At 41.5% G+C, this 15,146-nt stretch carries 16 protein-coding genes; all 16 read left to right on the top strand.

Going from position 1 to position 15,146, the window contains the following annotated elements; genetic code table 11:
• Window positions 1–315 precede the first annotated feature (315 nt).
• Window positions 316–513 carry a DUF2768 domain-containing protein gene (locus tag JOC33_RS06705; RefSeq protein WP_205091733.1) on the top strand — a complete coding sequence of 66 codons (198 nt, stop codon included), beginning with the start codon at window positions 316–318 and terminating at the stop codon, window positions 511–513.
• 18 nt (window positions 514–531) lie between these two features.
• Window positions 532–1,251, top strand: coding sequence for a hypothetical protein (locus JOC33_RS06710; protein WP_205091734.1), 720 nt, complete (start codon window positions 532–534; stop codon window positions 1,249–1,251).
• Between the two features lie 247 nt (window positions 1,252–1,498).
• The gene (gene spoIVA / locus JOC33_RS06715; RefSeq protein ID WP_205091735.1) at window positions 1,499–2,977 is read left to right on the top strand and encodes a stage IV sporulation protein A; all 1,479 of its coding nucleotides are present in this window, start codon (window positions 1,499–1,501) and stop codon (window positions 2,975–2,977) included.
• Window positions 2,978–3,421: 444 nt separating this feature from the next.
• Complete coding sequence (locus JOC33_RS06720; RefSeq protein WP_037985717.1) at window positions 3,422–3,694, top strand: HU family DNA-binding protein; 273 nt, start codon at window positions 3,422–3,424, stop codon at window positions 3,692–3,694.
• 358 nt (window positions 3,695–4,052) lie between these two features.
• Window positions 4,053–4,277: a trp RNA-binding attenuation protein MtrB gene (gene mtrB / locus JOC33_RS06725; RefSeq protein ID WP_205091736.1), complete on the top strand. Its 225-nt coding sequence runs from the start codon at window positions 4,053–4,055 to the stop codon at window positions 4,275–4,277.
• A 100-nt stretch (window positions 4,278–4,377) separates the two neighbouring features.
• The gene (locus JOC33_RS06730) at window positions 4,378–5,172 is read left to right on the top strand and encodes a heptaprenyl diphosphate synthase component 1 (RefSeq protein WP_338054485.1); all 795 of its coding nucleotides are present in this window, start codon (window positions 4,378–4,380) and stop codon (window positions 5,170–5,172) included.
• Between the two features lie 2 nt (window positions 5,173–5,174).
• A complete protein-coding gene (locus tag JOC33_RS06735; RefSeq protein WP_205091738.1) occupies window positions 5,175–5,882 on the top strand; it encodes a demethylmenaquinone methyltransferase in 708 nt (235 codons plus the stop codon).
• A gap of 19 nt (window positions 5,883–5,901) precedes the next feature.
• On the top strand, window positions 5,902–6,876 hold the full coding sequence (hepT, locus tag JOC33_RS06740; RefSeq protein ID WP_205091739.1) for a heptaprenyl diphosphate synthase component II: 975 nt from the start codon (window positions 5,902–5,904) through the stop codon (window positions 6,874–6,876).
• Window positions 6,877–6,966: 90 nt separating this feature from the next.
• Window positions 6,967–7,413, top strand: coding sequence for a nucleoside-diphosphate kinase (ndk, locus tag JOC33_RS06745; protein ID WP_205091740.1), 447 nt, complete (start codon window positions 6,967–6,969; stop codon window positions 7,411–7,413).
• A gap of 619 nt (window positions 7,414–8,032) precedes the next feature.
• Complete coding sequence (locus tag JOC33_RS06750) at window positions 8,033–8,809, top strand: CheR family methyltransferase (protein WP_205091741.1); 777 nt, start codon at window positions 8,033–8,035, stop codon at window positions 8,807–8,809.
• Between the two features lie 167 nt (window positions 8,810–8,976).
• Complete coding sequence (aroC, locus tag JOC33_RS06755; protein WP_205091742.1) at window positions 8,977–10,143, top strand: chorismate synthase; 1,167 nt, start codon at window positions 8,977–8,979, stop codon at window positions 10,141–10,143.
• The gene (gene aroB / locus JOC33_RS06760) at window positions 10,144–11,223 is read left to right on the top strand and encodes a 3-dehydroquinate synthase (protein ID WP_205091743.1); all 1,080 of its coding nucleotides are present in this window, start codon (window positions 10,144–10,146) and stop codon (window positions 11,221–11,223) included.
• Complete coding sequence (gene aroH / locus JOC33_RS06765; protein ID WP_205091744.1) at window positions 11,220–11,600, top strand: chorismate mutase; 381 nt, start codon at window positions 11,220–11,222, stop codon at window positions 11,598–11,600. Before aroB ends, aroH begins: the two co-directional genes overlap by 4 nt.
• Complete coding sequence (gene hisC / locus JOC33_RS06770; protein ID WP_205091745.1) at window positions 11,597–12,700, top strand: histidinol-phosphate transaminase; 1,104 nt, start codon at window positions 11,597–11,599, stop codon at window positions 12,698–12,700. Before aroH ends, hisC begins: the two co-directional genes overlap by 4 nt.
• Window positions 12,700–13,797, top strand: coding sequence for a prephenate dehydrogenase (locus JOC33_RS06775; RefSeq protein ID WP_205091746.1), 1,098 nt, complete (start codon window positions 12,700–12,702; stop codon window positions 13,795–13,797). Before hisC ends, JOC33_RS06775 begins: the two co-directional genes overlap by 1 nt.
• Window positions 13,798–13,804: 7 nt before the next feature.
• Window positions 13,805–15,103, top strand: coding sequence for a 3-phosphoshikimate 1-carboxyvinyltransferase (gene aroA / locus JOC33_RS06780; protein ID WP_420825700.1), 1,299 nt, complete (start codon window positions 13,805–13,807; stop codon window positions 15,101–15,103).
• Window positions 15,104–15,146 lie beyond the last annotated feature (43 nt).

Raw genomic sequence — 15,146 nt, forward strand, 5'->3', positions numbered from 1 at the left:
ATACGGGCATACCATCAACTGCATAGTATAACTCGCAGCAACAATTCTATTTGAGCTGACATGGGAATTATTTAGTCGAGAGGCTGTAACAAAACCGACATGGAATGAAACGCTGGGCCTTTATCAGAACTGCACTGGGAAGCTCTCTTTTATTCTTCCTTTCAGGAAAACAAGGCCAGTAAAAAATAGAGATAACTTCATTTCATAGCTTTGTTATAGTCTCTTTTCCCATGGGTTAGAAACAATGATGACTGGGACAGGCTCTATGGTATAATACCTGTCGTAGACAGCTACTGTTTTAAAGGAGATGACAAAATGTCTGTGGCAATGTTAAATATGTATATATCATTTGCCGGTATCCTTTTTATGGTATTGGCGATTGGGCTCATCTTGCTGAGCCGCCATAAATTGAAAGGAATTGCAGCAGGAATTGTGGCGTTATTCGCTTACATATTCATGTTTTTGTCCGGTATTATTATTATTTATATCGTCTTCAGCGGGCCGACGGGATAATAGGCAAGGAGGAAAATTATGAGAGTAATTCATATTGTGATGGCACCTCTTGTTTTAATGTTGCTGACTGGGTGTCTTTATCCGGAAAGCCGCCTTTCCAAAAATCAAATATCCAATCAGGCGCAGCTTGAGAACGTGCAGGAAGCTGTGAGTAAGTATAAAGAACAGGAACAAGGATTGATACCGATCCAAACAAAACCACAAGATACCCCGATATTCCAGAAATATCTCGTTGATTTCCAGAAATTGAAAGAAAACAACCTCATTTCTGATATACCTGGAAACGCTTTTCAAAATGGCGGTGTATATCAATACGTCATTGTTTATCCAGAGGACAATCCAACTGTAAAGCTTATTGACTTAAGGCTTGCCGATCAACTTCGGTCCCTGCAATTCAAAATTCAGCGGTATCAGGCGAAAAATAAGTACGTGCCTTATGGCAGTAAAGTAGCCAAAGGAGTATTTGAAATCAAGTATGAACAATTGGGATTAGAAGCCCGTCCTACTGTCAATAGCCCTTATTCAGACAAGTTGCTGCCAATCTATCTCAATGGTAAAGGAGAATTGCTGATAGATTACCGCAAGGATTTGTATGACTTTTTACAAAAATACGAGCATAATTTCCAGACGGGTGAGGATATCCGATATATATTGGTCAATAACTCTCCATTTGTTCCAGCTTATTCACCTCCTTATACGATTGAAAACGGTGAACCTGTTTTCATGTCGGAGTCATAGGCGGGCATCATGGCTCATAAGCATAAGAGACTGGTCGAACAACACCGTTTCTTATGCTTTTTTGATATTGATAAAGAGTATATAAGAAACTATTGCCGTTGCTTATCGACAATCCATGCCTTTCCTTCAAATAAAAACGATAAAATATGAAAGACCAGTCATATTTAAATAGGACAACATCATAGAATCATAATGTCATAGCTCGTGTAAGATTTAAGAGTCGAGGCAGATCAGGAGGGGATCTTTTTTGGAAAAAGTCGATATTTTCAAGGATATTTCCAAACGGACAAATGGGGATATTTATCTGGGTGTTGTCGGCGCTGTACGGACAGGTAAATCAACTTTCATCAAAAAGTTCATGGAGCTTGTAGTTTTACCGCAAATGGCTGAAGGATCAGAACGAGAAAGAGCCATGGATGAACTTCCGCAAAGTGCAGCAGGAAAGACGATTATGACCACAGAGCCTAAGTTCGTTCCGAATCAGGCAGTTTCCGTACCAGTGGAGGAAGGGCTCGACGTGAATATCCGTCTGGTAGACTGTGTGGGTTATGCGGTCAACGGTGCTATTGGCTATGAAGATGAGAACGGTCCGCGGATGATCCATACGCCATGGTATGAAGAAGCTATTCCATTTCATGAAGCAGCGGAAATCGGTACAAGAAAAGTAATACAGGATCATTCTACGATAGGTGTGGTGGTCACAACGGACGGGTCGATCGGTGAAATTGCCAGAAGTGATTACGTGGAGGCAGAAGAACGAATTGTCAATGAAATGAAGGAAGTGGGAAAACCCTTCATCATGATCATCAATTCAGTTCAGCCATATCATCAGGATACAGAGATCTTACGGCAGCAGCTCTCTGAAAAATACGACATCCCTGTCCTGGCCCTGTCTGTTGAAGGAATGCGGGAAGATGATGTCTATAGTGTTTTAAGAGAGGCACTATATGAGTTTCCAGTCCTGGAAGTCAACGTTAACTTGCCTAGCTGGGTAATGGTCCTAGACCACGAGCATTGGTTGCGGGTAAGTTTTCAGTCAGCTATTGAAGAAACGGTTCAAGACATCAAGCGTCTCAGGGATGTTAGCAGGGTAGTGGGGAATTTCGATGCCTATGAATACATTTCAGGAGCTAATTTATCAGGAATGGAACTTGGTGAAGGGGTAGCCGAAATTGATCTTCAGGCACCGGATCACTTATATGATGTGGTACTAAAAGAAATTGTCGGGGAAGAAATAAGAGGCAAAGACCATTTATTGCAAATTATGCAGGACTTCTCCCATGCGAAGCGCGAATATGACCAAGTCGCTGATGCACTTAATATGGTGAAACAGACCGGATATGGTATCGCTGCACCGACTTTGCATGATATGGCACTGGAAGAACCTGAAATCATCCGTCAGGGTTCTCGCTTCGGTGTCAGGCTGAAAGCGGTAGCTCCATCTATCCACATGGTAAAAGTGGATGTTCATTCTGAATTTTCCCCGATAATCGGAACCGAAAAACAGAGTGAGGAGCTTGTCAGGTATCTTATGCAGGATTTTGAAGAAGATCCATTGTCAATCTGGAATTCTGATATCTTTGGACGTTCCCTCAGCTCGATTGTTAGGGAAGGTATTCAAGCCAAACTCGCTTTAATGCCAGAAAACGCCAGATATAAATTGAAAGAAACACTCGAAAGAATCATTAATGAAGGATCAGGTGGTTTAATCGCTATTATCCTGTGACGGCTCTTATATAGGGCCGTTTTTTTGTTTTCTTGGAAAACGGGCGATATTTTTAGAAATGGGTTTAAATAAGCCTATTAACACGTTTTTTTTGCATTTAGCAGGAATATTTTTTCTTTTTTGCAGGATAAATGTATCAATATGTCGTATTATCGTAAAGAGAGTTGTGAGAAATCGGGTTAATCCTAGTCATATCAAGGGTTCGAGCTTTCTTGCATCTTAATTATGAATATGGTATTCTTCATGTACTGCAAGCAAGGAAAATGCAGTCAAATTGCGGTATTAAGCGGTTTTTGGGGAAGATATGTATTGAATTTCACCTGAAACTCGTTTAATATAAGGCATGTCATCCCAACAAGGATGGCAGCATGTACAGAATATTCCTGGATTGGTAGCAGAACCAAGTCCTGAGAATAGATTATCGCCCGAGAGGAGGTGAATGTCATGAACAAGACAGATCTAATCAATACTGTTTCTGAAAAAGCGGATCTTTCTAAAAAAGATGCAACGAAAGCAGTTGATTCTGTATTTGAATCAATCATGGATTCACTAAAAGATGGTGACAAAGTACAATTGATCGGTTTCGGTAACTTCGAAGTACGTGAGCGTGCTGCTCGTAAAGGCCGTAATCCGCAAACTGGTGAAGAAATCGAGATTTCTGCCAGCAAAGTACCTGCTTTCAAACCAGGTAAAGCCCTAAAAGATGCAGTAAAATAATCATCTACATAGGGCCAGCGAAAAAGGGTGCCATCCGAGCACCCTTTTTTACTTTCTGGAAAATAAAAAAATAGTGGTTATGAAGGCCTCTCTACAGTGGGCTGCATCCAGTTTTAGAGCCTGCCCCTTGCGCTCACAAGCCGGTCCTCTCTGTGACAAAGACCGTCACGGCGAGTCTTGGCTTAACTTTGTCGGTGGTGAGCAAAGCACTTGCGTTTTTGTTCCTTTCTATGAACATGAAGTGCCTTTCATAGATGTTATATATGTATCATTTAGACAGGTGAGTGAAAAATAATATTGTGGTTTGACATCCAGCTGGATGTAGGCGATAGTAAATTACATAAAGGGAGTGGAGGATATGAATTTATCCGGTAATGATTTTTTCGTCATCAAGGCGTTGGAAAATGGGGTTAATGTAATCGGATTGACCAGAGGAACGGATACACGGTTTCATCATTCAGAAAAACTGGATAAGGGTGAAGTAATGATTGCCCAATTCACGGAACATACCTCTGCTGTAAAGGTCAGAGGGAAAGCGTTAATCCAGACAAGTCACGGGGAAGTCACAAACGAAGCAGATTAACAAGTATATCTGCCAATACATATCAAAGGCGGGGGACAACGATTTATGCTATAATGATTGTGGTTCAATTCGTCTATCAGAAAGGACTCAGGTGATCCAGGTGACTACAGTAGAACTTGATATTAAGCACTTAAAACAAAAAATAGCCGATAAAGTTCGCCATCCTTTTTTAGCAAAATTCGTCTCTGACCCAATCATAGATGAAGACAAGCTGGTAATATTGACCTCTATTATGGACAACACGGGGCTCTCTCCAATCAAAAAAGAACAATATATCATCACTACGATGCTCGTACAGATTGCACTGGATACCCATGATCTGGTTTCGTTGTCTGACTCCGGTGAAGATCAAGTGACTGTCAGAAATCGGCAACTAACTGTTCTGGCTGGCGATTATTACAGCGGAATGTATTACTACCTGCTTTCCCAACTGGATGATATACCAATGATCCATACACTGGCTTCAGCAATAAAAGATATCAACGAGCAGAAAATGGAACTTTATTATAAAGATGTCGAATCATTCCAGGAATTCATGAATGGGCTTAAAACTGTGGAATCCCTCTTAATTCAACGTGTTGCCGAGTATGTAAAACGTGCCAGCATAAATGATGTAGCAGGTGAATGGCTACTCACAAAGAAATTATTGAATGAGCAGAGGAATGTACAACAGGATGGCTATTCCCCATTGCTGGATCTGTTAGTAAAAGACAGGCTGACCAATACTACCTACTCTCAAATCATGAAGAGTGTTGATCTGATGATTCAAAGGAATCTTTCTCGTCTTGAAGTGACCATTTCCCATCTACCCCTGCATTTCAACAATTTGAAATCCTATGTTCATACCACATTGAGTGAACAACACTATCAGAACCAAGTAGCAGAAGAGGGATAAACATGCAGCAAACGAAGGAAGAACGCGTCCACCATGTCTTTGAAAAAATATATAAACGATATGATATCATGAATTCTGTGATATCTTTTCAACGCCATAAAGCCTGGCGGAAGGATGTAATGAAACAGATGAATGTGAAACCGGGTGATAAAGCACTGGACGTCTGCTGTGGTACAGGAGATTGGACGGTAGCCCTAGCTGATAAAGTAGGGCCGGAAGGAAAAGTGATTGGTCTGGATTTCAGTCTGAATATGCTGTCAGTCGGAATCAGGAAAAAGCTGGCCGGCCGTTTGTCACAAATGGAATTTCAACATGGCAATGCTATGGAATTACCTTTTGAAGACAATAGCTTCGATTATGTGACCATTGGGTTTGGTTTGCGGAATGTACCGGAGTATATGCAAGTATTGAAAGAAATGACGCGCGTAGTCAAACCTGGCGGAAAAGTAATATGCTTAGAGACATCCCAGCCGACAATCCCTGGATTCAGGCAGGGATATTATTTTTATTTTAAATATATCATGCCTTTGTTTGGCAGGTTGTTTGCAAAGAGCTACCAGGAATATAGTTGGCTGCACGAATCAGCGAAAGACTTTCCTGGAAAGTCTGAGCTTGCTGCCTTATTTGAAGGAGCAGGCCTTGAGAACGTAAGAGTAAAGTCTTATACCGGCGGTGTAGCTGCCATGCATATGGGTGAGAAATTAACATGATACCACAAGGGTGAACTCCATGAAGCTAGCAATGATATATTCATTTTTAAAGCAGGATTTAACTAAAATAGAAGAAGCGATCAACCATACCATTCAGGCTCAGCATCCTGTTTTGCGTGAAGCATCCACTCAGCTATTACAGGCCGGCGGGAAACGGATCCGTCCCGTCTTTGTCCTTCTTGCGGGAAAATTCGGGGATTATCGCCTGGACAGGATGAAAGCAGTTGCCGTAGCACTGGAATTAATACATATGGCTTCATTGGTCCATGACGACGTAATCGACGATGCCGAACTGCGGCGCGGACAACCGACCATCAAAGCTCGCTGGGACAACCGGATTGCCATGTATACAGGAGATTACATCTTTGCAAGGTCATTGGAAGCTTTATCTGTTTTGGAAGAACCAAGAGCACACCAGACACTGGCCAAAACAATTGTCGAAGTTTGTGTAGGAGAAATCGAGCAAATCAAGGATAAATACCGCCTTGATCAGAACTTGCGTGACTATTTGAGAAGAATTAAACGCAAGACGGCACTTCTAATTGCAGTAAGCTGCCGTCTTGGTGCGATAGCATCGAATGCTCCTAAGGATTATGAACAGGCACTATTTCATTATGGTTATAATGTGGGAATGTCCTACCAAATAATTGACGATGTTCTCGACTTTACTGCTTCTGAGTCGGAATTGGGAAAGCCTGCAGGAGGCGACTTGCTTCAAGGGAATATAACTGTTCCGGTTTTGTATGCAATGGAAGATGCTGAATTCAAGCATGACTTGAGAGAATTGTTTTCCGGAGATCCAGAGGGTTTGACCCATAGAGATTTACAGCCTGTAATAAGTAAAATAAAAAATAGTGACGCTATTGAACGCTCTCTGCAGCTTAGCGACCGCTATTTGGCGAAAGCTTACCAGTCTCTTGAAGTATTACCAGCAGGCAGGAATAAGCAGACATTGAGGGACATTGCAAAATACATTGGAAAAAGAAGGTCATAACGAGATTGCCACAGCCCCTATTATCTGGTAGAATCTTCTACGGTAATAGTTTTAAGCGCTTACACAAATACATATGATGAGGTGTTGACAATGGAAAAAACTTTTTTAATGGTTAAGCCGGATGGAGTACAACGGAACTTGATTGGTGAAATCGTGTCACGTTTCGAAGATAAAGGCTTTAAATTAGCTGGAGCAAAATTGATGAATATTCCTCAGTCACTTGCCGAAACACATTATGGTGAGCATAGCGATAAGCCTTTCTTCAGTGAACTGGTAGAATTTATTACATCAGGCCCAGTATTCGCAATGGTGTGGGAAGGGGAGAATGTCATCGCTGGCGCCCGTCAAATGATGGGTAAAACTAACCCGCAAGATGCACTGCCAGGTACAATTCGCGGCGACTTTGGTGTCACAGTAGGTAAAAATATCATCCACGGTTCTGATTCACCTGAAAGCGCAGAGCGTGAAATAAGTTTGTTCTTTGAAAACGAACAAATCCTTTCGTATGATAAAAATGATCAAAACTGGGTCTACTAAAACTTTAATAGAAGCGGCTGTTGCAAAAAGCCGTTTTGATATAAAAAACTACGAAGAAATTGATTTTTCTTCGTAGTTTTTTTGTTTTTAGCTAATGGACATGCGGACCACTCCGTCTGTTTCAGGAGTTGTGGACATTATAGCTAATGCAGCAATTTTTTTGTATGTAAAAAGAAGATTATTGCAACGATGATTGCCAATTTGGGCAGGGAAACAATGAGACACCATTGGGAAAGAAAAGTTTTTTAACAAGGAAATCCCCTTTTTATATTGGCTGCTGTTAAAGTTTATAACGATATAAGGTTACATCATGGTTGATTCCACGATGAGTGAGAGGCGGTGACGTCTGCGGGAACAGCGCGAGCCGAAGATCCACTTGGTCAAGTGATCTTTTTGACCAAGTTAGCAGAGGCCGTGCCCGCGGCAAGCATCCGCCGGCAAGCGATTCGTGAGAATTAACAACAAACTTTAACATCTCGAAAATAAAGGACTTTATCAGAATGTTTTTTATTTCTATTGTGAAAATACCGTTTATTAACGGTAACTACTCTAATAAAATCTTTACACTCCAGAGAAGTTCGGGTAATCTTAAGCAAAAGGAGCAGAAGGGAAAAAATAGATGGAGAACGATTACATAGAATTCATCAAAAGTATAAAAACCAAGACTGGTATTGACCTTTCTTTATATAAAGAAGCGCAGATGAAACGCCGGCTGACCTCTTTAAGAGAAAAACGAGGATATAAAAATTTCTATTCTTATCATAAAGCACTGACAGATGATCCGCTATTGCTTGAGGAATTTCTAGACCGTATGACTATCAATGTATCGGAGTTTTTTCGTAATTATAACAGATGGAAGGTTTTTGAGGAGAAGGTTGTGCCGCATCTGCTTCAAAATAAACTGAAATTGAAAATATGGAGTGCAGCCTGTTCTACAGGAGAAGAGCCTTATACGATAGCAATGATACTAAGAAAGTACCTTCCTCCCCACCATATCCATATCACAGCGACTGACCTGGATGAAAATGCTCTTGTTCGTGCAAAAAAAGGTATTTATCCTGAGCGTTCCTTAAATGAGGTGCCAAATGATATAAAAGTTAAACACTTCAAAAGAAACGGTGCATTATACAGCCTGGATGATTCTATCAAGCAGGCAGTGACCTTTAAGAAACATAACCTGCTCGCAGACCGTTTCGAACGAAACTTTGATGTGATTGTATGTAGAAATGTCATGATTTATTTTACCGAAGAAGCTAAGCAAAATATTTATCATAATTTCACCAATTCCCTAATCACAGGCGGGATTTTTTTCGTCGGCAGTACAGAGCAGATTTTCTCTCCTGAAAAATATGATTTAAAGTTATTTGATACGTTTTTCTACCAGAAAGTAAAATGAAAAAAGCCCTGCTGCGAAAATCATTCCAGCGGGCTATTTTTGTTTTGATGGCAGTCCATCCAGCGCTTTATCGCTTTTATATTTTAACCTGTTAAAACATTTCTTGCACACAAGTGCGAAAAGATATGATATAGTAGAACGTAAAATTCGATACTGGAGGGACTCCGATGCGCTATTTAACTGCAGGAGAATCACATGGAAAACAATTGACGACTATTATAGAAGGATTACCATCCCATTTACCATTATTGAGTGATCAGATTAACGAGTCCTTAATCAGACGCCAGGGTGGCTATGGCCGTGGGCGGCGGATGCAGATCGAAAAGGACTTGGTTGAAATAACGGCTGGTGTACGTCACGGTTATACGCTAGGTTCACCGATTTCCTTAGTGATTAACAATGATGACTTTAAACATTGGCAAAACATAATGGGCGAACAGCCTATTCCGGAAGATGAAGAAGTACGCCGGACGATATCCCGTCCAAGACCAGGGCATGCGGATTTGAATGGCGGGATGAAATACGGCCACAGAGATTTACGTAATGTTCTTGAGCGCTCCTCCGCCCGGGAAACAGCAGCACGTGTGGCAGCTGGTTCCGTAGCTAAGGTCCTGCTCAAGGAGTTAGGCGTATCCATTGGAGCTTATGTAAGGGAAATTGCCGGAATAGTAAGTGAATTTGATGAGACTATGGCATTAAAGGACAGGATTGAGTCTTCTGAACAATCACCTGTACGGACACTTGATAAATCAGCGGAAGCAAAGATGATGTCAGCAATTGACCAGGCCAAAAAAGAAGGAGATTCCATAGGAGGAGTGGTAGAAGTATACGTAGAAGGTATGCCGCCAGGGGTAGGCTCTTATGTCCAGTATGACCGTAAGCTTGACAGCAGGATTGCAGGAAGTGTCGTAAGTATCAATGCCTTCAAGGGGGTAGAGTTTGGGATTGGCTTTGAAGCCGGACGTAGAAATGGCAGCAAGGTACATGATGAGATTGCCTGGGAACCTTCCCGTGGTTACTACCGTAAAACGAATAGACTCGGAGGTTTTGAAGGTGGAATGACTACTGGAATGCCACTTGTTGTAAAAGGGGTAATGAAACCGATACCGACTCTTTATAAACCATTACAAAGCGTTGATATAGAAACGAAGGAACCTTTCGCTGCCAGTATAGAGCGTTCGGATTCCTGTGCCGTCCCGGCGGCTTCTGTTGTCATGGAGCATGTAGTCGCATTCGAACTGGCTCGTGCGTTATTAGAGCAATTCCCGGGTGATTACTTCCCACGAATGAAACAGGCTGTGGAGGCTTACCGTGAAGAGGTGAAAAATTTCTAAATGAAACAGTTGACTGTCCAATCAAGCCATCATAAATATAAGGTAAGCGTTGGCCCACAACTGAGACAACAGGCCGGTGAATTACTTGAAAGAGAATACAGTAAAATTCTGATCATTACAGACACTAGTGTTGCACCTTTATATTTGAGGGATGTTCGAGCTTCTTTTACAAAATCGGAAGTTTTTACAGGAACGGTTCCGGCAGGGGAAGCATCTAAGAATCTGGCAGAATATGAACAGCTTATAACAAAATGTCTTGAGTACGGATTGGATCGGCAGTCACTGATAATCGCCCTCGGAGGGGGAGTAGTCGGAGATTTGGCTGGTTTTGTTGCTGCGACTTTTATGAGGGGTATCGATTATGTTCAGCTTCCGACAACAATCCTTGCTCATGACAGCAGTGTTGGTGGAAAAGTAGCTGTAAATCATCCGCAAGGCAAGAATATGATCGGGAGCTTCCATAGTCCAAAAGCGGTCATTTATGACGTAGAAACATTGCGTACTCTGCCAGAGCATGAAATTCGCTCTGGATACGCAGAAGTAATCAAACACGGATGTCTTTCATCCCCCCAACTTTTTTACGATATTCTCACTAAGGATTTAAAAGGTATGATGGACCCGGATATACTGACAGGTCATCTGATCAAAGGGATATCGATCAAAGCGGAAATAGTGGAATTGGACGAAAAAGAAAACGGGGTGCGGAAGCACTTAAACTTTGGTCATACGCTAGGTCATGCTATAGAGGCTGAATTGGGGTATGGTAAAGTTACTCACGGAGAAGCAGTGGCAGTCGGCATGCTGTTTGCCATGTATGTAAGCGAAAGGAAGCTCGAGGCTGATTTACCATATAAAGAATTAACGGAATGGCTGGTAAATAACGGCTATCCTGTTCATACTCTCCCGAAAGTTTCGGTTACAGGCTTAATGAAAAAAATGAAACAAGATAAAAAGGCAATCAATGGTAATGTGCATATGGTGCTATTACGGGAGTTAGGATCCCCGATAGTGTTAGAATTAGAGGAAGAAGATATTCAATCCATGCTCTCGAGTTTTATCAGTGAGGTGATGAATCGATGATCAGAGGGATAAGAGGTGCAACCACAGTTAGGGATAACGACAGTGAGGAGATCATCGATCATTCCTATAACTTAATTAAAGAAATGATCGATGCTAATGATGTAAAGGCGGAAGATGTAGTATCTGTATTATTTTCAGCAACGCCTGATTTAAATCAGGCATTTCCGGCTAAATCATTGAGGAAGTTAAAAGGCTGGACGTTTGTGCCTGTTATGTGTATGCAGGAAATAGATGTTCCAGATTCTCTTGGCAAGTGTATAAGGGTTATGATGACAGTCCAAACGAAGGCTGGCCAAGAAGAAATAGAGCACATTTATCATCATGAAGCAAGGAAATTACGACCTGATTTGAAGGTATTGGGAGGAGAGAAAGCATGAAGGCAAAAGAGATTTTGAAATCAATGAGTCCATATAAGCCAGGGAAGCAAATCGATGAAGTGAAAAAAGAATTTGGTCTGGAGAAGATTGTAAAACTTGCTTCGAACGAAAATCCGTTCGGTTTTTCTCCTCAAGTAAAAAAAGAATTACCTAATTTAATTACTGGATTGGAAAAATATCCAGATGGTTACGGTACTGAATTACGCAAGAAATTAAGTCAAGAATTGAATATTAAAGAAGAAGAGCTCATTTTCGGTAACGGTTCAGATGAAATTGTGCAAATAATCTGTCGTACGTTTCTAGAGCCTGGTACCAACACAGTCATGGCAACTCCGACATTTCCTCAATATAAGCATAATGCATTGATAGAAGGAGCTGAATTGAGGGAAGTACCTACAAAGGAAGGGTACCATGATCTGGATGAAATGCTTCATCAAGTGGACAACAATACACGAGTTCTTTGGCTCTGTACTCCTAACAATCCGACAGGGGCTCACATCTCCTCTGATGAAATGGAAAAGGTGCTTTCTGAATGTCCAGAACATGTACTAATTGTAATCGATGAAGCTTACTACGAGTATATGGATGCATCGGATGCCTTTGATGCTGTAGGTGCTATTGGCAAACATCCTAATTTAATAGTCTTGCGTACCTTTTCCAAAGCATACGGATTGGCAGGACTCAGAATCGGTTATGGAATTGCTGCTAAAGAATTGATCGCAACACTTGACCCTGCGCGTGAGCCTTTTAACACTTCGACGATTGCGCAAGCAGCTGCTATCCTTGCGCTTGATGATAAAGAATTCTTAAACGATTCTATAGCAAGAAACAAAGAAAACAGGGAAATGATGATGAAGTTTTGTAAGGTGAATGATTTGGGATTTTATGATACCCAGGCGAACTTCATGCTTATACATCTGCCTGTTAGCGGTGACTCCCTTTTTCAACACTTAATAAGAAAAGGTTTCATTGTCAGATCAGGGGAAGCACTTGGCATTCCGAACAGCATCCGTCTAACTATTGGCAGTAAAGAGGTCATGAAAGAAATCCAGCAAGAGATGCTCAATTTCCTTGAATCGACAAAAACGGGTGTAGAGTAATGAAAGAGTCAGTCATGATAGTTGGGCTGGGTTTAATCGGTGGTTCCCTGGCCCTGGGTTTAAGCAAGCAAAAAAAATATCATATTATAGGATGTGATTCCGACATTTCCTCCAAGGAATTGGCAAAAGAGCAAGGTGCCATATCGGAATCAACTGACTTTGAATCAGGAGTTAAACAGGCAGATTACCTAATCCTTGCCACTCCTATCCCCATAACCATTGATTATTTAAAAAAGCTTGATAAGCTGAAATTAACCAAAAAACTGATTGTAACGGATGTATCATCTGTAAAAGAGAAAGTAATGGAAACGGCAGACAGCATTACGAATCCACATGTATCATTTGTCGGCGGACATCCGATGGCTGGGTCTCATAAACAAGGATTTACAGCTGCTAAAAGCCATTTATTTGAAAATGCCATATATGTTTTGACACCATCCAGGAATGCATCCGACCGAGATGTTGAATATATCAAAAAGATACTTATATCTACGAAGGCCAGGTTTCTAACTTTTAATCGGGAAGAGCATGATGAAATGACTGCGGTGGTCTCCCATTTTCCACATTTAATAGCATCTTCCTTGGTCCATCAAGCAAGGCATTGGCAGGAGACGCATCCTTATTTAGAAGATCTTGCGGCAGGAGGTTTTCGTGATATTACGAGAATAGCTTCAAGCAACCCTGTTTTATGGAAAGACATTTTCTTTCAAAATCGCAGTATTCTATTAAGTATGATTGATGACTGGGTGAAGGAAATGGAAGAAGTAAAACAATTACTTTCCTCGGAAAATCATGAGGCTACACAAGAATACCTTTCAACTGCCAAACAATACCGAGATGGTCTTCCGGTCAAGAAGCGGGGGGCCATTCCTTCTTTTTATGACATTTATGTGGATATCACAGACCAGCCAGGTGCATTACTTCATGTAATGGGGCACTTGGCAGAACGGGAAATTTCGATAAAAAACATAGAGATTCTGGAGGTTCGGGAAGGAATTACCGGTGTCCTTCGAATTAGTTTCCAATCTAGTCGTGAGCAAAAAGCAAGTAAGCTTATTCTGGAAGCAGAAAACTATGAAGTTACCATCCAACAATAAGGGGGAAATGATAGTGAAGTCTATGACCTTAAGACCAATTGACCAGGGCATTACGGGAGAAATTACTGTTCCAGGGGACAAATCGATTTCCCACCGTTCTGTAATTTTTGCATCACTTGCTTCAGGAACATCAACCATAACAAATTTTCTGGCAGGGGAGGACTGTCTTCGTACCATAAATGTTTTTCGCTCCTTGGGTGTCAACATAGATCAGGATGGTACGAAAGTATCTATCAAAAGCGACGGTGTAGGGCGACTGAAAGAAGCTGAATGTCCTGTATATTTCGGTAATTCCGGGACTACTGCCCGGCTGGTTACAGGTGTGCTGGCGTCACTCCCATTATTCACTACATGTTATGGCGACCCCTCTTTATCTAATCGGCCAATGGATCGAGTGATTACCCCGTTATCAAAAATGGGTGCCAATATTCAAGGGAGGGACAACAACAGGCTGCTTCCTATAGCGATAAGTGGAAAAACACTAAAAGGTATAACATATGAAATGCCAGTAAAAAGTGCTCAAGTCAAGTCTGCCATTTTACTTGCTGGAATGCTTGGAGAAGGCGAAACAACTGTAATTGAGCAGGTCAAAACGAGGGATCATACGGAACAAATGCTGCCCCGTTTTGGTGTAGGTGTTGAAGTGGAAGGATTAAAAATTACGATTAAAGGTGGGCAGCGTCCGCATTCAGCTGATATTGCCGTGCCGGGAGATATATCTTCGGCGGCATTTTTCCTGGTTGCGGCTGCTGTTATTCCTGGAAGCCATATCACAGTTAAGGATGTAGGCTTGAATGAGACCAGGACAGGTATTATCACGGCTCTTGAAAAAATGGGAGCCAACATCCAAACTACTGTTACAAGAACGATTGGTTCGGAGCCGGTGGGAGATATTGAAGTGAAGTATGCCCCACTTAAAGGAAGTATAATGGAAGGAGACTTAATTCCTGCATTAATAGACGAACTTCCTATCTTAGCCCTGGCTGCCACACAAGCAGAAGGAAAAACGATCATTAAAGATGCAGAAGAGCTGCGTGTAAAAGAAACTGACAGGATTGCTGCTGTTGCAGATGTGCTGACCAAACTTGGGGCGGATGTAACAGAACAGCCTGATGGACTTATAATTCATGGTAAATCTGTTTTGAGAAGCGCGGAAGTAGACTCTTATATGGATCATCGTATCGGAATGATGGTCGCCATAGCCTCTTTATTAGCAGAGGGAAATATTCAATTGACTAACAGTGAATGCATTGCAATTTCCTACCCTGATTTTTTTAAAGATCTGGAATATATCATCAAAAAATGAGTTTCATTCATACATGCCTGTAAGTTCTCATACCTTATAGAAA

Origin of the sequence: Thalassobacillus pellis (assembly GCF_016908295.1) — a bacterium.
In the GTDB taxonomy this organism is placed as follows: Bacteria; Bacillota; Bacilli; order Bacillales; family Halobacillaceae; genus Thalassobacillus; species Thalassobacillus pellis.

What these genes read in the sequence shown, in the direction of transcription:
- aroA (WP_420825700.1), top strand. Translation starts at nt 13,805, where the DNA reads ATGATAGTGAAGTCTATGACCTTAAGACCAATTGACCAGGGCATTACG.
- JOC33_RS06720 (WP_037985717.1), top strand. Translation starts at nt 3,422, where the DNA reads ATGAACAAGACAGATCTAATCAATACTGTTTCTGAAAAAGCGGATCTT.
- hisC (WP_205091745.1), top strand. Translation starts at nt 11,597, where the DNA reads ATGAAGGCAAAAGAGATTTTGAAATCAATGAGTCCATATAAGCCAGGG.
- JOC33_RS06775 (WP_205091746.1), top strand. Translation starts at nt 12,700, where the DNA reads ATGAAAGAGTCAGTCATGATAGTTGGGCTGGGTTTAATCGGTGGTTCC.
- JOC33_RS06735 (WP_205091738.1), top strand. Translation starts at nt 5,175, where the DNA reads ATGCAGCAAACGAAGGAAGAACGCGTCCACCATGTCTTTGAAAAAATA.
- JOC33_RS06705 (WP_205091733.1), top strand. Translation starts at nt 316, where the DNA reads ATGTCTGTGGCAATGTTAAATATGTATATATCATTTGCCGGTATCCTT.
- aroC (WP_205091742.1), top strand. Translation starts at nt 8,977, where the DNA reads ATGCGCTATTTAACTGCAGGAGAATCACATGGAAAACAATTGACGACT.
- hepT (WP_205091739.1), top strand. Translation starts at nt 5,902, where the DNA reads ATGAAGCTAGCAATGATATATTCATTTTTAAAGCAGGATTTAACTAAA.
- JOC33_RS06710 (WP_205091734.1), top strand. Translation starts at nt 532, where the DNA reads ATGAGAGTAATTCATATTGTGATGGCACCTCTTGTTTTAATGTTGCTG.
- JOC33_RS06750 (WP_205091741.1), top strand. Translation starts at nt 8,033, where the DNA reads ATGGAGAACGATTACATAGAATTCATCAAAAGTATAAAAACCAAGACT.
- aroB (WP_205091743.1), top strand. Translation starts at nt 10,144, where the DNA reads ATGAAACAGTTGACTGTCCAATCAAGCCATCATAAATATAAGGTAAGC.
- ndk (WP_205091740.1), top strand. Translation starts at nt 6,967, where the DNA reads ATGGAAAAAACTTTTTTAATGGTTAAGCCGGATGGAGTACAACGGAAC.
- mtrB (WP_205091736.1), top strand. Translation starts at nt 4,053, where the DNA reads ATGAATTTATCCGGTAATGATTTTTTCGTCATCAAGGCGTTGGAAAAT.
- aroH (WP_205091744.1), top strand. Translation starts at nt 11,220, where the DNA reads ATGATCAGAGGGATAAGAGGTGCAACCACAGTTAGGGATAACGACAGT.